This window comes from Sphingomicrobium aestuariivivum, assembly GCF_024721585.1.
Lineage (GTDB): Bacteria > Pseudomonadota > Alphaproteobacteria > Sphingomonadales > Sphingomonadaceae > Sphingomicrobium > Sphingomicrobium aestuariivivum.
Genome location: NZ_CP102629.1, coordinates 2,066,956 through 2,083,520, shown reverse-complemented (window position 1 = coordinate 2,083,520; position 16,565 = coordinate 2,066,956). Strand labels below are relative to the sequence as shown.

The following is a 16,565-nucleotide window of genomic DNA, read 5'->3' as shown; positions in this document are numbered from 1 at the left end:
AGAGCGACTAAAGCCAGCCGCCCTCCCCATCAAGCGCCAAGTGACGAGGCGTTACTCCGCCTGCCCGACCCCCGGCGCGGTCCAGCGGTCCATCCAGTCATGCACTTCCTCGTGCCAGCGGATCGAATTCTTGCCGTCGAGCACCCAGTGGTTCTCGTCGGGGAAGACGATGAGCTTGGACGGCACATCGCGTTCCTGCAGCGCGGTGAAGGCGCCGAGGCCCTGCGCATAAGGCACGCGGAAGTCCTGAAGGCCGAGCACGACCATCATCGGCGTCTTCCAGTTGTCGACGTAATTAACGGGGTTCCAACGCTCGTAGGTCTCGCTCGCCTCGGCATAGCTGCCACCCATGTCCCAGCGCGGGAACCACAGTTCCTCGGTCGAATAATAGAAGCCGCGCATGTCGAACAGGCCGTTGTGATTGATCAGGCAGTCGAAACGGTCGCTCCAATTGCCCTCGATCCAGTTCATCATATAGCCGCCGTAGCTCGCGCCGAGCGCGCAGATACGGTTGCCCGCCAGCTGGTCGTCCTGCTCGAGCGCATGGTCGAGCCCGAGCTTGAGATCCTCAAGCGGCTTGCCGCCCCAGTCCTTGTTGATGCTATCGACAAAGTCCTGTCCGTAGCCGGTCGACCCGTGGAAATCGATCGAGACCACCGCATATCTGCCGTTCGACAGCGCCCGCGGGTTCCAGCGCGTCGACCAGCTGTTGCCGAAGCTGCCCTGCGGCCCGCCATGTACCACGAAGGCGATGGGCAGGTCCCCCTCGACATTGTCGGGCTTGAGGGAGAAGCCCCAGACGGTATCGCCGTCGGCCCCGCTGAAGTTGAACTTTTCCCATGATACCGTGTCGAACTGCGCCAGCATGTCGCGGTTGAAGTGGGTGCGCTGTTCGATCCTGCCCCTGTCGAGAAGATAGACCTCGCTGGGCGCGGCAAGGCTGTTCATCGTGAACAGGACGTCGCCGCCGGGCAGTGGCGTCACGCCACCGGTGCTGCCCTCGCCCGTCAGCCGCTCGCGCTCGCCGCTCGCAAGGTCGACGCGGTAGATCGGACGCTCCATCACCTCGCCGACGGTGACATAGAGACTGTCGCCTTCGGGCGCCCAGGCGATCGACCCGACACTTACGTCCCAACCGGGAGTTACTTCACGGGTTTCCCCATTCTCGAGGTCGCGCACCATCAGCCGCAGCCGGTCGCTTTCATAGTCGGGTCGCTCCATCGCCACATAGGCCAGGAACCGGCCATCGGGCGACAGCGTCGGCTGCGCGTCATAGGCCTTGTTGGCCTCGGTCAGGTTGACCGGCGCCGCACTCGCATCGATCGGCGCGGCATAGATATCGAGATTGGTCGTGGTCGGCTCGGCCGAGCCGCCCGCGCGCTGCGCGAAATAGACGATGCCCTCATCCGAAACAGACACCTGTTCCGAGCCACCGAAGGGGCGATAGGGCGTGTTGCCGGTGAGCGCCGCGCTGATCGGTGCGCCCGACCCCACGGCCTTCCCGTCGACCAGCTGGAAACCATAGAGCTGCCCTTTCTGGCCGGGCGTGCCCCACGTGTCCCAATGGCGCACGAAGATCTCGTCATATTCGAGCGCATTGCCGACCTGCTCTTCGGCCTCGACATTGGCGCAGACAAAATCCTCGCATTCGAGGTCGCGCGTGGCGAGCAGAACCATCTTGCTGGCATCGGGCGAGAGTAGGAAATCGTCAATCGAACCGCCGGCAAGCGCGGTCACCGCCATCGGCTCGGTCTCGTCCCACGCCATGCGATAGACCTGGTCCGACCCCGACTTTGCCGAGACGAACCACAGCATCCCGTCACCGCCGAAGCGCACGCCGCGCGGCCTGTAGTCGGAAAGGCTCAGCCAGAAGGCCGGGACGGTGACGTCACTGGCAATGCCGTGAAAGGCATAATGCGTCGTGCGGCCCGACAGATCATCCTTGGCGACCGACACGGGAATGATCGCGATCCGCCCGTCGGGCGACACCGACGGGCCGCCGACGCGATGCAGCTTGACGAGGTCGGTGGCGGACATCGGCCGCGCCTCGGCAATGGCGGGGGCGGCAAGGACGGTGGCGAGCGCGGTCAGCGCGAGAGTCGTTTTCATGCGCGCGAAGCTAGCGCAGCGCCGCATTTGCGCAAGGGAAAGCCGCTAGAGCTTGCGTCCGGTAATCCGGCTGATCTCGCGGCGGACATGTTCATCGACGATGCCCGGCAGCCGCTCGTCGAGCCACTGCTTGAGGAGCGGGCGGAGCATGTCGCGCACCACCTCCTCGAGCGGATTGACGTTGGAACCGGCCGGCGCGGTCGCCGCCACATTGGCCAGCTCCTCGAGCCGCGAGCGCGTGCTGCCGGCGACGTCCTCGGCCATCAGGCTCGCGACATCGGCGGGCAGGGCTTCGGGCTCGTGCCCCGTACCGGCGCTCTCCACCGCACTACCGAGCTCGAGAACGTCGTCCTCGTCTTCGATCGGCGCTGGTTCGGGCGCGCGCGACACCTTGCGCGCCCCGCGCTCCTGCGGCTCGCGCGGCGGCTCCTCCTCCGCGATCACTTTCTTGATCGAGGCGAGAATGTCTTCCATCGAGGGCTCGTTAGGTCCTGCCATAACCGCCCTCTTTACCGATTATTGACCGTCTGTCACGCCTTGCGGGCGCTCGGCGTCGGTGACCGTGCTGGTCGCGACCGGCCCGTCATAGCGCCGTTCGGACCAGTCGAACCACTCGCCGGCGACCTCGCGATAGGCGCCGACGGGGTCGTAGAGCGCCCCGCCGTCGAGCTCGAGATCCTCCGCTTCGGCCTGCCCCATCGCATTGAGGAGGCGGAAGCCTGCGACATAGGCATCGCGCTCGGCGGTCACGAGATCGACCTGCGCGTTCAGCAGCTCCTGTTCGGCATCGAGCACGAACAGCACCGAACGGGTGCCGATCGAATTTTCCAGCCGCGCTCCCTCGAGCGCCAGCTCGTTGGCCGCGACCGCGACCTTGTTCGCCTCGATCGCACGCTGCGCCGCTTCATAGGCCGCAAAGGCCGAGCGGGTCTCCGCGACCACCGCGCGTTCCACCGCGACAAGCTGTTCGTAGCGCTGCGCTTCGAAGGCGCGCGCCTGCGACACCCGCGCGGCCGGCGCACCACCCTGGTAGATGGGGATGCGCGAGGTCAGACCGACACTGGTCACCGACCCGTCATTGGGAAAGGCGTTGCCCAACACATCCTCGCCAGCATTGCCCAGCGCGTTCACATAAGTGCCCGAGCCCACCGCCGAAACGGTCGGCAGCCGCGAGGCACGCGCCACGCGCACGTCAAATCCGGCAGCGAGCGCCTGCGCCTGTGCAGCCTCGAAATCGGCATTTGCGACGAGCGCGATCTGCACCGCCTCCTCGGGCGTGTCGGGCAGCGGCGGCAGCGGCGGGGGTGGCGCCAGGACGCCCGGCTCGTCGCCGATCACCTGCCGATAGGTCTCCTCGGCCGCGGCGAGCTGCCCTTCCGCACCCGCGAGGCGCGATTGCGCCAGCTGCTGGCGGGCTTCGGACTGCGCCACGTCGGTGCGGGTAAGGTCACCGATCTCGAACCGGTCCTGCGTGGCTTCGAGGTTGGTGGTGAGCACCTCGACCTGGTTCTGGTTGAGCTGGACCACCGAACGGGTCCGGATGACGTCGAGATAGGCCGCCACTGCCTGCGTGAAGACATCGCCTTCGACCGCGCGCAGCGTGGCCCGACCGGCATCGACCCGCGCCTTGGCGCCGCGAATGTCGTTCTTCACGCGCCCGCCCTGGAAGAGCGGCAGGCTGAGGTCGGCTCCGACCGAGATGTTGAAGTCCTGCGCTTCCGAGCCGAGCGCACCGCGGCGCGACAGCTCGCGGTCGAGACCCGCGATTGCGCTCAGTGTCGGGCGCCCGCCCGAACGCGCAAGCGCCACACCGGCGTCGGTGGCGCGAAGCGCCTCGCGCTGGGCGGTCAGCGTGGGGTTTGTGCGATAGGCATCGACCAGCGCCTCGGTCAGCGTCTCGCGGTCCTGCGCCTGTGCCGCCGCCGGTGCGGCAAGCGCGATCAGCGCCCCGCCGATCAGCCATCCAGTCGAAATGCGCATGCTACCCCCTCTTTTGTCTCGTCGGCTCGTCAAAAAGCTCAGAATTCGAACGTGCGCGCCTTGGAAAATAGCGCAAGCGGCGCGACCTGTGCATCGGCGAAATTGCGGAACGCCACGGCGCCGTCGACCTTGCGCCCGATGGCGAGACGGCTCACGCCGCCATCGATCACCGGAGCCGCCACACGGCCGTTGTCGGCGAGCTGCGCGGTCAGCGCCTCGCCCAGCTCCTCGATCGCTCCCACGAGGAGGATGAGGTCATAGGGCGCCAGATCGGCCACGCCGTCGGTCAGCGTACCGGTCTTGAGGATCACGCCGTCGCCCGCGGGCTCCTCGCCCGGCTTGCTCTCGAGCGCGACGGCGTCCAGCCCCATCTCGGTGAGCAGCGCGGCGGCATATGCCGCGACCGGCCCGACCACGAGTGCCTTTTCGCCCGTCTGGGGCGCGGCGCGGTCGATCATCAGCGCGAGCGGCGTCGGCGCGATCGCATTGCGACCGTCCTCGAGCGCGATCGCGCGGTCGCGATAGGCCACCGAGCGCTTGCCCTCGGGCAGATAATGTTCGCGGCGCACATCCGCCATCGCCTCGAGCAGCGCCTTGTCGGTCACGCCATTGGGGCGCAGCTGGCTGTCGATCATTGCCTTGCGGGCAATGTCCATCTCGTCGCGGTCGATCACGGTCGCACTCACTGTCTCATCTTCCTAATACAGCTATAGCCTTCCCGCTCTCTAGTCGCAATGGGCGCAAAGGCCAAGTCGCGCGCGCCGCCCTTCGTCGAAAGATCAGCGTTGACAAGCGGAGGGCGCTTCCGCCAATGCAGCGCCACACCACGAGAGGTCCGATGGCGGAGTGGTGACGCAGCGGACTGCAAATCCGTGTACGCCGGTTCGATTCCGGCTCGGACCTCCACTTTTCCTCAAGGCCCGAACGCCCGTCGTCTCGATTCGTGTCAGCCGCGACCGCGCGCGTGGCTGAAATCATCGCAAGTCCGCGCCCGTCCCGCTTCCTTGGCGGCATAGAGCAGCTTGTCGGCGCGGCGCATTGCCACCTGCACCTTCTCGCCCTCGCGCCAACGGGTCAGCCCGATCGACGCGCTGATCCTGAGCGACGTGCCTTCGTCGCAGGTCGGCGACATGTGCCCGATCCGCGCACGCAGTTCCTCGGCCCAGCCGAGCGCCTCGCGATCATCCTTCGCGCCGGTCAGCACGACGACGAACTCCTCGCCGCCGATCCGCGCCACCAGCGCATCGCCATGGTCGCGTGCATAGAGGTCGAGCGCTTGCCCGAAACGACGCAGCACCGTGTCGCCGCAGGCGTGGCCGTGGCGGTCGTTCAATGATTTGAAATGGTCGACATCGAGCAGGAGGATGTCGCGGCGCGCCCCCTCCTCACCCGACAGCCGACGCGCTTCCTGTTCGAAGCAGCGCCGGTTCCTGAGACCCGTCAACTGATCGTAGTGCGCCAGCCGGTCGGCAATGGCGAGAGCGTCCGACAGTTCGACATTGGCACGGTGCAGCGAATGGGCGAGCATCGCATTTTCCGCGAAGATCGAGGCGAGATGCTGCTGCTGTTTGTCGATGTTGAGCGCGAACAGGAGGATGATCACGAAGCCCAGCGCGGCGATGAGCAGCGGAAGCCAGCCCGCCACCGGCGCAAGCGAGACGAAATAGGCCCCCGCGCTCAAACCGAAGGGAATCGTGAAATAGAGCACAGCGCGGCGCTCGCCGATCACCGTGTTGATCGCGCTCGCCACGCCCAGCAGCACGATCGAGAACAGCCCCTGCGCGCCGAGCGAACCGACCTCGGACGGCGGCACTGCCCACAAGAGGAGCGACCAGCTGAACCCTGCCAGCGCGGCACTGCGCGACCAGCGTGCCAGCGGCTTGGCGTAATCCGCATCTTCGTCGAGGGCCTGCCGTAGCTTGATGCCGAACAGGTAGATGGTGAGCAGCGCGGCCACTCTCGCCACGATCGCAAGCCCGAGCGTGGGACCGTAATGGACCGACATCGCCACGGCCGCCGCCAGCGCCAGCGCGGCCACGTTGATCTTGAGCGAGCCCAGCGCGCGCATGATCATCGCTCGCATGAGGGCGCGGTCGGCCTCGTGCAGGTGCGGTGGTCTCGGGGCAGGCTTGAGCATCGGCGGGCGAAATTGGTCGAAGGCGGGTGAATGGGTGATGACCACTTAAGTTGCCATGCGGGCAGGATTAGGGCGAGACGTCAAAAGGTCCGCTACGGTGATGATTGAGTGGCGCCGCATGCGCTGCTAGAGGCTCGCCTCGATGAACAAGCTCCTGTTGTCCGCCCTTGCCGGCCTCGCCCTCGCCGCCTGCTCCAACCCCGCCCCCGACATCGCGATCGACGATGCCTGGGCGCGCGCGACCGCGGCGGGCCAGCCTAATGGCGCGGCCTATATGGAAATCGCCAACAACGGCACGGGCGACGACCGGCTCGTCTCGGTTGCGACCGAACGCGGCATGGCCAGCCTTCACCGTACCTCCTTCGAGGACGGCATGGCGAGCATGACATCGCTCGATGACGGCCTCGCCATACCCGCGGGCGAAACCACCCTTCTCCAGCCGCAGGGCGACCATGTGATGCTGATGGGCCTCGAGACCCCGCTCGTGGCGGGCGAACAGTTCGATCTCACCCTCGGCTTCGAGCGTAGCGGCGAGCGCGTGATCGCCGTCTCGGTCGTCGAAGCAGGAGCGCGCTGATGCGAGGCTTGCGCAAGATCCTCTGGGTGCTGGTCGCGCTCGGCGTGATCGTCTTCGCCGTTATCGCCTTCACCGCGCAGCGTGACGCCCTGCCCGAACCGACCAGCCGCCCCGATCCCGACGCCACCGTCACCATCGGTGGTCCCTTCACCCTTGTCGGCAGCGACGGCGAGGCTTTTTCGAGCGAACAGCTCGCCGGGCGCCCGCAGGCCATCTTCTTCGGCTTCACCAGCTGCCCCGACATTTGTCCCGCAACGCTCGCCGACCTCGTCCGTTACCGCAAGCAACTGGGCGACGAGGACGCCTTTGCCATCATCTTCATCAGTGTCGACCCAGAGCGTGACGGCCCGGAAGAGGTCGGCCGCTATGCGGACCTGTTCGCGACCGACGTGATCGGCCTGACCGGCAGCCAGCCGCAACTCGACAAGGTGATGGAGCAGTTCGGCGTTGCCGCCATCCGCGAGGATAGCGAAGACGGAAATTACGACGTCAACCACACCGCCAACGTCTTCCTCATCGACCGCGACGGCAATTTCCAGTCGACCATCAGCCCCGAAGAAAGCGACGAAGCCGCCCTCGCCAAGCTCGAGCGCCTCACCCGCTAACGATTAGTCCGGCGTGCGCTCGATCAGCGCCGCCAGCGCAGCGATCGATTCGGGCTCGTCGAAACTCGGCGCATGGCCGACATCGGGGATGGTCACCAGCTCGGCCTCGCCCAGATGGTCGAGCATCCGCTGCGCGACCGCGTCGGAGAAGAGGTCGCTATTCTCGCCACGCAGGATCGTCACCGGCTTGTCCTTGAGATCGTCGAGCAGGTGCCAGGCGTCCATTGGAGCCGAGGTCGATCCTGCCACCACATTATCCGCCACGCGCCGGTCGTAATTGCTGGTGAGGCCTTTCGCGCCGCCCTCGTGCATGACGCGGCGGGCAAAGCGCTCCCAATCGTCCCTTGTCCAGCGCGGATAGATGTCGCCCATCCCCTTGGCATAGAGCCCGGCCGCCTCCTCCCAGTCGCGCGCCTCCACGCCCTTGCCGACATAGTCGCGGATGCGGTCGAGGCCGCTTTCGACGAGCTCGGGACCGATGTCGTTGAGCAGTGCCGAGGCGATCCGCTCGGGCTCCTCGCTGGCGAGCAGCATGGTGACGATCCCGCCGAGCGATGTCCCCACGAACACCGCGTCGGCGATCCCCAGCTGGTCGAGCAGCTTGAGCACGTCGGCGACATAGGTGGCCGGTTGATAGCGCGTGGGGTCGGGATCATGGTCCGACAGGCCGCGCCCGCGAAAATCGACCGCGATCACGCGGTGCTTGCCCGCAAAGGCCTCCGCCACCGGCTCGAAATCGCGCGCATTGCGCGTGAGCCCCGGCAGGCACAGGATAGGCGGCCCTTCGAGCGGACCGTCATAGTCGCGATAATGGAGTTTTAGGCCCTCGGGGCTGTTCCAGTAGCGATCCCGATATTTCGGACCTTTTTGAGCCAACACGCTTTCCCCTTCTCGTCGCCTTCTCTATCGCCGAGCCATGGTCAAATCGCCAGCCTATAATCCCGATCCGCGCATCCTCGAGCTCGGCCCCGACTTTTACGACGAAGTCGCCCCCGCCATGTTCCCCGAAGCCAAGTTGCGCTTCGCCAACCATGGCTGGGCCAAGCGCGTCGGCCTCGGCGCCTACATGCGGCCCGCATGGGAAAGGCATTTCGCGCGGTTCGAGCCGCTGCCCGGCAATCTCGAGGCCCCGCTGGCGCTGCGCTATCACGGTCACCAATTCCGCACCTACAATCCCGACCTCGGCGACGGGCGCGGTTTCCTCTTCGCCCAACTGCGCGACGATAAAGGCCGCCTCCTCGATCTCGGCACCAAGGGGTCGGGCCAAACCCCCTACAGTCGACAGGGCGACGGACGGCTCACCCTCAAAGGCGGCGTGCGAGAAGTGTTCGCGACCGAGATGCTCGAGGCGCTGGGGGTCGAGACCTCGAAGAGCTTCGCATTGTTCGAGACAGGCGAATCGCTATGGCGCTCGGACGAGCCCTCCCCGACCCGCTCCGCGGTGCTCACCCGCCTCGGGCACGGCCACATCCGCATCGGCACCTTCCAGCGCTTCGCCTTCCACCGCGACAAGCCGGCGATCGTTGCCCTCACCCGCTATTGCCTCGAGCATCTCTATGGCGAGAAGCCGCCGGAGAATGACAAGGACGCTGCCAACCGGCTCTTCGACCTTGTTGCCGACAGGACCGCGCGGCTTGCGGCCTCCTACATGTCGTCGGGCTTCGTCCACGGCGTGCTCAATAGCGACAATATCGCGATCACGGGCGAGAGCTTCGACTATGGGCCGTGGCGCTTCGCGCCTTATTGGAACCCGCGCTTCACCGCCGCCTATTTCGATGGCGAGGGGCTCTACAGTTTCGCGCGCCAGCCCGAGGCGATCCAGTGGGACCTGGCCCAGCTCGGCGGCTGCCTCGGCCTCGTCACCTCCGAGCGCAAGCTGAACCCCATCCTGTCCGACTGGGGTCGCCGCTTCGACGAGCAGCTGGTCGCCCTGCTCCTTGCCCGCCTCGGTATTCGCCCCGGCCATGCCGATGACGACCGCAAGCTGGCCGAGGCGCTGGTTGCCGCGCTGGCTACCGAAAGCGTGACCATCGACCGCGTCTTCTTCGACTGGCGCGGCGGGCGCCGGCGCGACGACGAGCGCTACGACAGCCCCGAATTCCGCACCCTCGCGGACCGCCTCGAAGGGCGCGAGAACCACGCCGCCCTCGCCCACCCCTATTGGTCCGACGATGCCCCCTGCTCGATGCATATCGAGGAGGTCGAGGCGCGGTGGTCGGCGATCGACGCGCGCGACGACTGGAAGCCGTTCGAGGCCAAGATCACCGCCATCCGTCGCATGGGCGAGGCCATGTCGGCACCGATCGAAACAGCAGGGGCTTGACCCCACGGCCCTGCCCTGCGAGCCAGCGAGCCATGGTCATGAAGAGCTTTGCGCCCCACAGCGGCGAGGAAATCTGGTCCGGCGAGGAAGGCGATCCCGCCGAGGCGATCGCAAAGGCCCGCGAGGCCCAGCCCGAATGGGCGCGCCAGCCGCTCGCCTACCGAACCGAGGCACTGCGCCGCTTCGCCAACATCGTGCGCGAGCGCGAGGACGAGCTGGCCAAGCTCATCTCGATGGAAACCGGCAAGCCCCATTGGGAGGCCAAGACCGAGGTCGGCGCCGTCGTCGGCAAGGTCGACATCTCGATCAACGCCCACAACGAGCGCACGCCGACGCGCAAGACCGAAGGCGCGATGAACACCAAGATCGCCGTGCGCCACAAGCCGCATGGCGTGCTTGCCGTGCTCGGCCCCTACAATTTCCCCGCGCACCTGCCCAACGGACACATCGTGCCCGCGCTGCTGGCGGGAAATGCAGTCGTCTTCAAGCCGTCGGAAAAGACCCCCGCGGTCGGCGAACTGCTCGCCAAGTGCTTTCACGACGCGGGCATCGACGAGCGCCTCGTTGCTTGCGTGCAGGGCGGCCCCGATGTGGGCAAGGCGATCGCCGCGTCGGACGATATCGACGGCCTCCTCTTCACCGGTTCGGCCAAGGCCGGACGCCTCCTGCATCGCGCCTTTGCCGACAAGCCCCAGAAGATCCTCGCGATCGAGGCGGGCGGCAACAACCCGCTCATCGCCTGGGACGTCGCCGACCTCGATGCCGCCGCCGCGATCATCGTCCAGTCGGCCTTCCTCTCGGCGGGCCAGCGCTGCACCTGCGCGCGCCGCCTGATCGTCCAGGAAGGCAAGGAGGAAAAACTCCTCGAGAAAGTGCTGAAGCTCGTCGACCGGATCATCCTCGATGAACCTTTCGCCAAGCCCGAGCCCTTCATGGGCCCCGTCATCGACAATGACGCCGCCGATTTCATCCAGGCGCAATATATCGCGCTTCTCGCCAAGGGCGGCAAGGCGATCCGCCAATTGAAGCGCCTCGACGAGAACAAGCCGCTGCTCGGCCCCGCCATCGTCGATGTGACCAAGGCCCGCGACCGGCTCGACGAGGAAATCTTCGGCCCCGTGCTGCAGCTGGTGCGCGTGCCCGATCTCGATGCCGCCATCGCCGAGGCGAACAACACCCGTTTCGGACTGGCCGCCTCGATCCTCACCAAGCATCCGGAAGAATATGAGCGTTTCTGGGCCGAGGGCCGCGCCGGTGTCATCAACTGGAACAAGCCGACCAACGGCGCGCCCTCGACGGCGCCCTTCGGCGGCATCGGCATCTCGGGCAACCATCGCCCAAGCGCCTTCTATGCCGCCGACTATTGCGCCTATCCGGTCACGAGCGTGGAAAGCGACCTGTGCCGCGCCACCATCGGCCAGGGCCTCGCAGACCCGGTGATGCTGGAAGACTAGGGCGCGGCGGCCTAGCCGCGCATTTCGGCGGTATAGGCATTGTCCATCGGCGCGTCGGTAAAACGCGTCGACTTGCGGTCGAACATCATCTTCACCGCACCCGTCGCACCGTGACGCTGCTTGGCCACGATAAGCTCGGCGGTGCCGTAGATGCGCTCCATCTCCTCGCGCCACATGCCGATATCGGGATGGTCGTCGTCGGGCTTGAGCATCTCGTGATAATAGTCCGGACGGAAAACGAACCAGACCATATCCGCGTCCTGCTCGATCGAGCCCGATTCACGAAGGTCGGAGAGCAGCGGTCGCTTGTTCTCGCGCTGCTCGACACCACGGCTGAGCTGTGAGAGCGCCAGCACCGGCACGTCCAGTTCCTTGGCGAGCTGCTTGAGCCCGCGCGAGATCTCCGAGATTTCCTGCACGCGGTTGGCTTCTGAGCTACGCCCCGAGCCCGACAGGAGCTGGAGGTAATCGACCACGACGAAGCCGATGCCCTTCTGGCGCTTCAGGCGGCGCGCACGCGTGCGCATCGCCGCGATCGTCAGGCCCGGCGTGTCGTCGATATAGAGCGGCAGGCTCGCAAGGTCGCTCGCGGCGCGCGCAAGGCTCTGGAACTCGGTCTTCGAGATCTTGCCCATGCGCAAATTCTCGCCCGAAATCCCCGACTGTTCGGCAAGGATACGCGTCGCCAGCTGGTCGGCCGACATTTCGAGGCTGAAGAAGACCGTCGGCGCGCCGACCCGCTTCTTCTCCTCGATGCCGTCGCGCTCGTCCTGGTTCCAGCGCTGCGCGGCGGCGAAGGCGATGTTGGTCGCAAGCGAGGTCTTGCCCATGCCGGGACGCCCCGCGAGGATGATGAGGTCGGACTTGTGCATGCCGCCGATCTTGGCGTTGATGCCCTCGATCCCCGTCGTCACCCCCGACAGGTGGCCGCCCGAATTGAGCGCCTTTTCGGCCATGTCGAGCGCCAGCTTCGAGGCATCTCCGAAGCTCTTGGCCTTGCCTTCCGCCCCGCCTTCCTCGGCGACGCGATAGAGCGCGGTCTCGGCCGCCTCGACCTGGTCGAGCGGCGCCACCTCGTCCGACGTGTCGAGCGCGCCCTCGACCATGTCGCGCCCGACCCCGACCAGCGCGCGCAAGAGCGCGAGGTCGTAGATCTGCGCGGCAAAGTCGCGCGCGCCGATGACGCTCGCGCCCGAGCCCGTCAGCTTGGCGAGATAGGCAGGCCCCCCGACCTCCCGCATCGCCTCGTCGGCCTCGAACAACGGCTTCAGCGTCACCGGCGTGGCGATCATGTTCTTGTCCGTGAGCCGCAGGATCTGCTCGTAGACCCTGCCATGCAACGGTTCGAAGAAATGCTCGGCCCGAAGCCGCATCTGCACGTCCTCGACCAGACGATTATCGATCATCAGCGCGCCCAGGAGCGCGGCCTCCGCCTCGACGTTCGCCGGCAGCACCTGCTGCGCTTCTTCCCCGGAGCCCCCGCTCTCGGCTATCTGGACCACTTCTGCCATGCCCATTCCCTAGCACGTTTTGGGGACCCGTGGGGGCGCGGACAAAAACAGTCGGGGATGTCGTGTGGATAACTCGGGCGAGCCGCACAAACGCGCGGGGTGACGCGGCAAAAAAGCCGCGCTACGCCTTCATCATGAGCATTCTCTCGGACAAGTGGATTCGCGCCCAGTCGCAGGACCACGGCATGATCGAACCCTTCGTCGAAGCCCAGCGCCGCGAAGGCAATATCAGCTACGGCCTGTCCTCCTACGGCTATGACGCGCGCGTCGCCGACGAGTTCAAGATCTTCACCAACATCGACTCGGCCGTGGTCGACCCCAAGGACTTCTCCTCGCAGAGCTTTGTCGACAAGAAGACCGACTGCTGCATCATCCCGCCCAACAGCTTCGCGCTGGCCCGGACGGTTGAATATTTCCGCATCCCCGAGGACGTGCTCGTCATCTGCCTCGGCAAGTCGACCTATGCGCGCTGCGGCATCATCGTGAACGTGACCCCCCTGGAGCCCGGCTGGGAGGGCCATGTGACGCTGGAATTTTCCAACACCACCCCGCTGCCCGCCAAGATTTACGCCAACGAGGGTGCCTGCCAGTTCCTCTTCCTCAAGGGCAACGAGCGCTGCGAGACCAGCTACAAGGACCGCGCCGGCAAATATATGGGCCAGCGCGGCGTGACGCTGCCGAAGCTCTGATCATGGTGTCGCTCGGCATCCTGACCCTGCCCATGCTACTCCTGCCCGGCTCGCCGGCGGCGGCGCTCGTCCTCTTCGGTCTCGGCCTCGTCGCGCTGGGCTAATGCCTCAGGTCGCCGCGCCGCGCGCGGGATAATCCTTGTCCTTCACGAACTTCAGCCCGCCGAGCAGGTCGTTCCAGTCGGGCCGCGTAAAGGGCATGGTTTGCACCACGCAGGCGTAGAGCGTACGATCGGGGCGCACGAGGAACAGCCCCGGTTCGGAGAAGCGATCAGGCTCTTCGCTCCCCTCGCGCTTGTCGGAGATATAGAGACCCCAGCTGCGCGCCGTGTCCTCGCTCATGTCATGCGCGATAGGGACCTTTCCTACATCCCAGTCCATGCGCGTCTTGCGCGCTCGGACCGGCTCGTCCATCGACGCCGCGACCACGCTGATGCCGAGCTCGCCAAACTCGTCGATCACACCATTGAGCTGCTCGAGCCACTTCTTGCAGATCGGGCAATGCAGCCCGCGATAGAAGCCGATGATGGTGAGGTAATCGGGGTTGGCGCCCTGCAAGGAAAAACCCCCGTCCTGCACAAGCGGCAGGTCGAGCGCGGGAACGGTCTGATCGGGAATGAGGCGGGTCATGGTCGCTCCTGTCGGGATGGGATCACCCGGCCAACGCCAAAACCCGCCTCGGAGTTCTAGCTTTCGTCGACCACCTCGGCGCTGGGGCCGTTCTTGAGCACGCTCTCGATGGCATTCTTCGCGCTGGCCTTCGAGCTGTAGCCCTCGGTCCAGAAAATCTTCTCGCCATTATATTCGAAGCTCGCGCGGAACTCGCCGGCCTTGTCCTTCCGGATGTAGAATTTGTGCGCCATCGGCAGTTCTCCTGTTGGTGAAACTCGGGGTCCAGCCTGACCGTCACCCGCCAGCCCGTCAACCGCGCTTGCGGCCTTTTTGCCGGTTCTTGCCCCCGCTTTTGCCTTTCCCGTCGCGGCGCCGTCTCGGGCCATCGTTCCGGTCACCGCCGTAGCTGCCCTCGGGCAATTCGAAGCGCAGCGCGCCCGACACCGGATCAGCCTCGACGAGCTTCAGCTTCAGCCGCATGCCCGAGCGATATTCGTCCTGCGACTTCTCGCCGATGAGGGCCTGGCGCTTTTCGTCATAGCGGAAATATTCGCGCCCCAGCGTCTTGGCGAGCACGAGCCCGTCTCCGCCGAGGTCGGTCACCGTGGCGAAGAAGCCGAAAGGCTGCACACCGGTGATCCGCGCCTCGACCAGCTGGCCGACCTGGTCCGACAGATAGGCCGCCACATAGCGGTCGACCGTCTCGCGCTCGGCCTCCATCGCGCGCCGTTCGAGCGAGGAGATGACCTCGCCCACCCGCGCGAAGTCCTCGGCTTCCTTGAGACTGATCCCGCCCGGCCCGAGGTCGTATGCCGCCGTCAGCGTGCGATGCACCAGGAGGTCGGCATAGCGGCGGATCGGCGAGGTAAAATGCGCATAGCTTCCGAGCGCCAGCCCGAAGTGGCCGAGCGGCTCGGGGCCGTAGCGCGCCTGCATCTGCGAGCGCAGGATCTGTTCGGTGATCTCGATGCGATTGTCGTGATCGGGCCCGATCTTCTCGAGGATCGCATTGAAAGTCTTGGGCAGCACCACCTGCCCGAGCGCGAACGGAAGATCGAAGGTCGCGAGATAGTCCTTCAGCGTGACCAGCTTCTCGCGCCCCGGCGTCTCGTGGATGCGATACATCACGGGGCGCTTCTTCTTCTCGAGCGCCTTGGCCGCCGCGACATTGGCGAGGATCATATAATCCTCGACCAGCCGATGCGCATCGAGCCGCTCGCGCGGCGCGACCGACATGATCCGCCCTTTCTCGTCGAGCTGCACACGGCGCTCGGGCAGGTCGAGATCAAGCGGCTCGCGCGCCTCGCGCGCCTGCAGGAGCACCTTCCAGCACTGCCATAGCGGCTCGAGCGCACACTTCACGATATCGGGATCGACGCGATCCTTCTCGCCGTCGATCGCCGCCTGCGCATTCTCGTAGGCGATGTTGGCGGCGATCCGCACCTTCGCGCGGCTGAAGCGGAAGTCCTTGATATTGCCGCCGCTGTCGACACGGATATGCGCCACCATCGCGGCGCGATCGACGCCCTCCTTCAGCGAACAGATGCCCGCCGACAATTCCTCGGGCAGCATCGGCACGACGCGGTCGGGGAAATAGACGCTGTTGCCGCGCTTCAACGCCTCGCGGTCGAGGTCACTACCGGGGCGGACATAGAAGCTGACGTCGGCGATGGCGACCACGGCCTTGTAGCCGCCGGGATTATCCTTGGCATCATCGGCCTCGGCCCAGATCGCGTCATCGTGATCGCGCGCATCCTCGGGGTCGATCGCGACGATCGGCAGGTGGGTAAGGTCCTCCCGCTCGCCAAGATCCCATTTCGCGACCTTCTCGGCCTCGGCCACCACTTCGTCAGGAAAGCGGTTGCGGATGCCATATTTGTGGATCGCGATCATGCTGAAGGACTTTGGCGCGAAGGGATCGCCGAGCACGGCATCGACACGCGCTGTCGGCATCTTGCGGCCCGAGCGCACCGGCTCGGCGAGGACGAGGTCGCCCACTTCCGCCTCGCCGAGGTCGGTCAGGCCGAAGACGGTGCGCTGTTTCTTGTCGATCGGCGCGAGGAAGAAGCGGCTGCCTTCCTTGCGCACCACCCCCATCAGCATCTCGGCCGAGCGGGCGAGTTTCTTCATGACATGGGCGACATGGCCCTTGCCACGTTCCTCGGTCCGCGCGAGCAGGCGGTCGTTGACGCCGAGCGCCGAGCGGCGCCCGCGTTCGATGACGCGCAGGCGGGGCTTGGCGCCCTCGCCCTGCCACTGTTCGGGCTCGGCCCAGACTTCGCCATCCTCGGTCGAGACGACGCGCAGCACGGTGACGCGCGGCACGCCGCCCATCTTGTGAAAGGCGCGGCCCGGCGAATGGTCGATCAGGCCCTCGTCGGCCATGTCCTTGAGGACGGCCTTGAGCGCGATCTTGTCCTGCCCTTTCAGGCGAAAATGTTTGGCGATTTCGCGCTTGCCGACGGCATCGTCGGACTGTTCGATGAAATCGAGAATTTGTTGCTTGGACGGCACGCCCGGCGTCGGGCGGCGCGGTTTCTTGGTCTTTTGGTTATTTGCCATTGCCCC

General features: G+C 66.0%; 15 protein-coding genes and 1 tRNA gene. 6 read left to right on the top strand and 10 right to left on the bottom strand.

The window, feature by feature from the left end; all coding sequences use genetic code 11:
- Window positions 1–51: 51 nt before the first annotated feature.
- The 4 genes from NUW81_RS10695 to NUW81_RS10680 are packed head-to-tail and all read right to left on the bottom strand — an operon-like array spanning window position 52 to window position 4,775.
- A complete protein-coding gene (locus NUW81_RS10695) occupies window positions 52–2,109 on the bottom strand; it encodes a dipeptidyl-peptidase 5 (RefSeq protein WP_245113122.1) in 2,058 nt (685 codons plus the stop codon).
- Between the two features lie 45 nt (window positions 2,110–2,154).
- Window positions 2,155–2,607 carry a DUF2497 domain-containing protein gene (locus NUW81_RS10690; protein WP_245113120.1) on the bottom strand — a complete coding sequence of 151 codons (453 nt, stop codon included), beginning with the start codon at window positions 2,605–2,607 and terminating at the stop codon, window positions 2,155–2,157.
- Window positions 2,608–2,625: 18 nt separating this feature from the next.
- On the bottom strand, window positions 2,626–4,089 hold the full coding sequence (locus NUW81_RS10685) for a TolC family outer membrane protein (RefSeq protein WP_245113117.1): 1,464 nt from the start codon (window positions 4,087–4,089) through the stop codon (window positions 2,626–2,628).
- Between the two features lie 38 nt (window positions 4,090–4,127).
- Entirely contained in the window at window positions 4,128–4,775 is a 648-nt protein-coding gene (locus tag NUW81_RS10680) for a protein-L-isoaspartate O-methyltransferase family protein (protein WP_245113114.1), read from the bottom strand.
- A 146-nt stretch (window positions 4,776–4,921) separates the two neighbouring features.
- Between NUW81_RS10680 and NUW81_RS10675 the strand changes: the two genes are divergently transcribed.
- Window positions 4,922–4,995 (top strand) — tRNA-Cys (locus NUW81_RS10675).
- Between the two features lie 40 nt (window positions 4,996–5,035).
- Here the strand turns inward: NUW81_RS10675 and NUW81_RS10670 are convergent.
- A complete protein-coding gene (locus NUW81_RS10670) occupies window positions 5,036–6,226 on the bottom strand; it encodes a GGDEF domain-containing protein (RefSeq protein ID WP_245113112.1) in 1,191 nt (396 codons plus the stop codon).
- Window positions 6,227–6,368: 142 nt separating this feature from the next.
- On the opposite strand from NUW81_RS10670, the gene NUW81_RS10665 reads away from it, so the two are divergent.
- Window positions 6,369–6,803: a copper chaperone PCu(A)C gene (locus NUW81_RS10665; protein WP_245113109.1), complete on the top strand. Its 435-nt coding sequence runs from the start codon at window positions 6,369–6,371 to the stop codon at window positions 6,801–6,803.
- The gene (locus tag NUW81_RS10660) at window positions 6,803–7,408 is read left to right on the top strand and encodes an SCO family protein (RefSeq protein WP_245113107.1); all 606 of its coding nucleotides are present in this window, start codon (window positions 6,803–6,805) and stop codon (window positions 7,406–7,408) included. The genes NUW81_RS10665 and NUW81_RS10660 overlap by 1 nt, the downstream gene beginning before the upstream one ends.
- Window positions 7,409–7,411: 3 nt before the next feature.
- On the opposite strand, the gene NUW81_RS10655 is transcribed toward NUW81_RS10660, so the two are convergent.
- A complete protein-coding gene (locus NUW81_RS10655; protein WP_245113104.1) occupies window positions 7,412–8,284 on the bottom strand; it encodes an alpha/beta fold hydrolase in 873 nt (290 codons plus the stop codon).
- A 40-nt stretch (window positions 8,285–8,324) separates the two neighbouring features.
- On the opposite strand from NUW81_RS10655, the gene NUW81_RS10650 reads away from it, so the two are divergent.
- On the top strand, window positions 8,325–9,731 hold the full coding sequence (locus tag NUW81_RS10650; protein ID WP_245113101.1) for a protein adenylyltransferase SelO family protein: 1,407 nt from the start codon (window positions 8,325–8,327) through the stop codon (window positions 9,729–9,731).
- 32 nt (window positions 9,732–9,763) lie between these two features.
- Window positions 9,764–11,185, top strand: coding sequence for a succinylglutamate-semialdehyde dehydrogenase (astD, locus tag NUW81_RS10645; RefSeq protein WP_245113097.1), 1,422 nt, complete (start codon window positions 9,764–9,766; stop codon window positions 11,183–11,185).
- Window positions 11,186–11,196: 11 nt separating this feature from the next.
- Here the strand turns inward: astD and NUW81_RS10640 are convergent, their stop codons facing one another.
- Window positions 11,197–12,696, bottom strand: coding sequence for a replicative DNA helicase (locus NUW81_RS10640; RefSeq protein ID WP_245113095.1), 1,500 nt, complete (start codon window positions 12,694–12,696; stop codon window positions 11,197–11,199).
- Window positions 12,697–12,830: 134 nt separating this feature from the next.
- On the opposite strand from NUW81_RS10640, the gene dcd reads away from it, so the two are divergent.
- Window positions 12,831–13,385: a dCTP deaminase gene (gene dcd, locus NUW81_RS10635; protein WP_245113093.1), complete on the top strand. Its 555-nt coding sequence runs from the start codon at window positions 12,831–12,833 to the stop codon at window positions 13,383–13,385.
- A gap of 108 nt (window positions 13,386–13,493) precedes the next feature.
- On the opposite strand, the gene NUW81_RS10630 is transcribed toward dcd, so the two are convergent.
- From NUW81_RS10630 to rnr, 3 genes are read right to left on the bottom strand one after another with little or no spacing between them, the layout of a single operon-like run.
- Window positions 13,494–14,015, bottom strand: coding sequence for a redoxin domain-containing protein (locus NUW81_RS10630; RefSeq protein ID WP_245113091.1), 522 nt, complete (start codon window positions 14,013–14,015; stop codon window positions 13,494–13,496).
- Between the two features lie 56 nt (window positions 14,016–14,071).
- Entirely contained in the window at window positions 14,072–14,248 is a 177-nt protein-coding gene (locus NUW81_RS10625) for a YegP family protein (RefSeq protein ID WP_245113089.1), read from the bottom strand.
- A gap of 58 nt (window positions 14,249–14,306) precedes the next feature.
- Entirely contained in the window at window positions 14,307–16,559 is a 2,253-nt protein-coding gene (rnr, locus tag NUW81_RS10620) for a ribonuclease R (protein WP_245113087.1), read from the bottom strand.
- Window positions 16,560–16,565 lie beyond the last annotated feature (6 nt).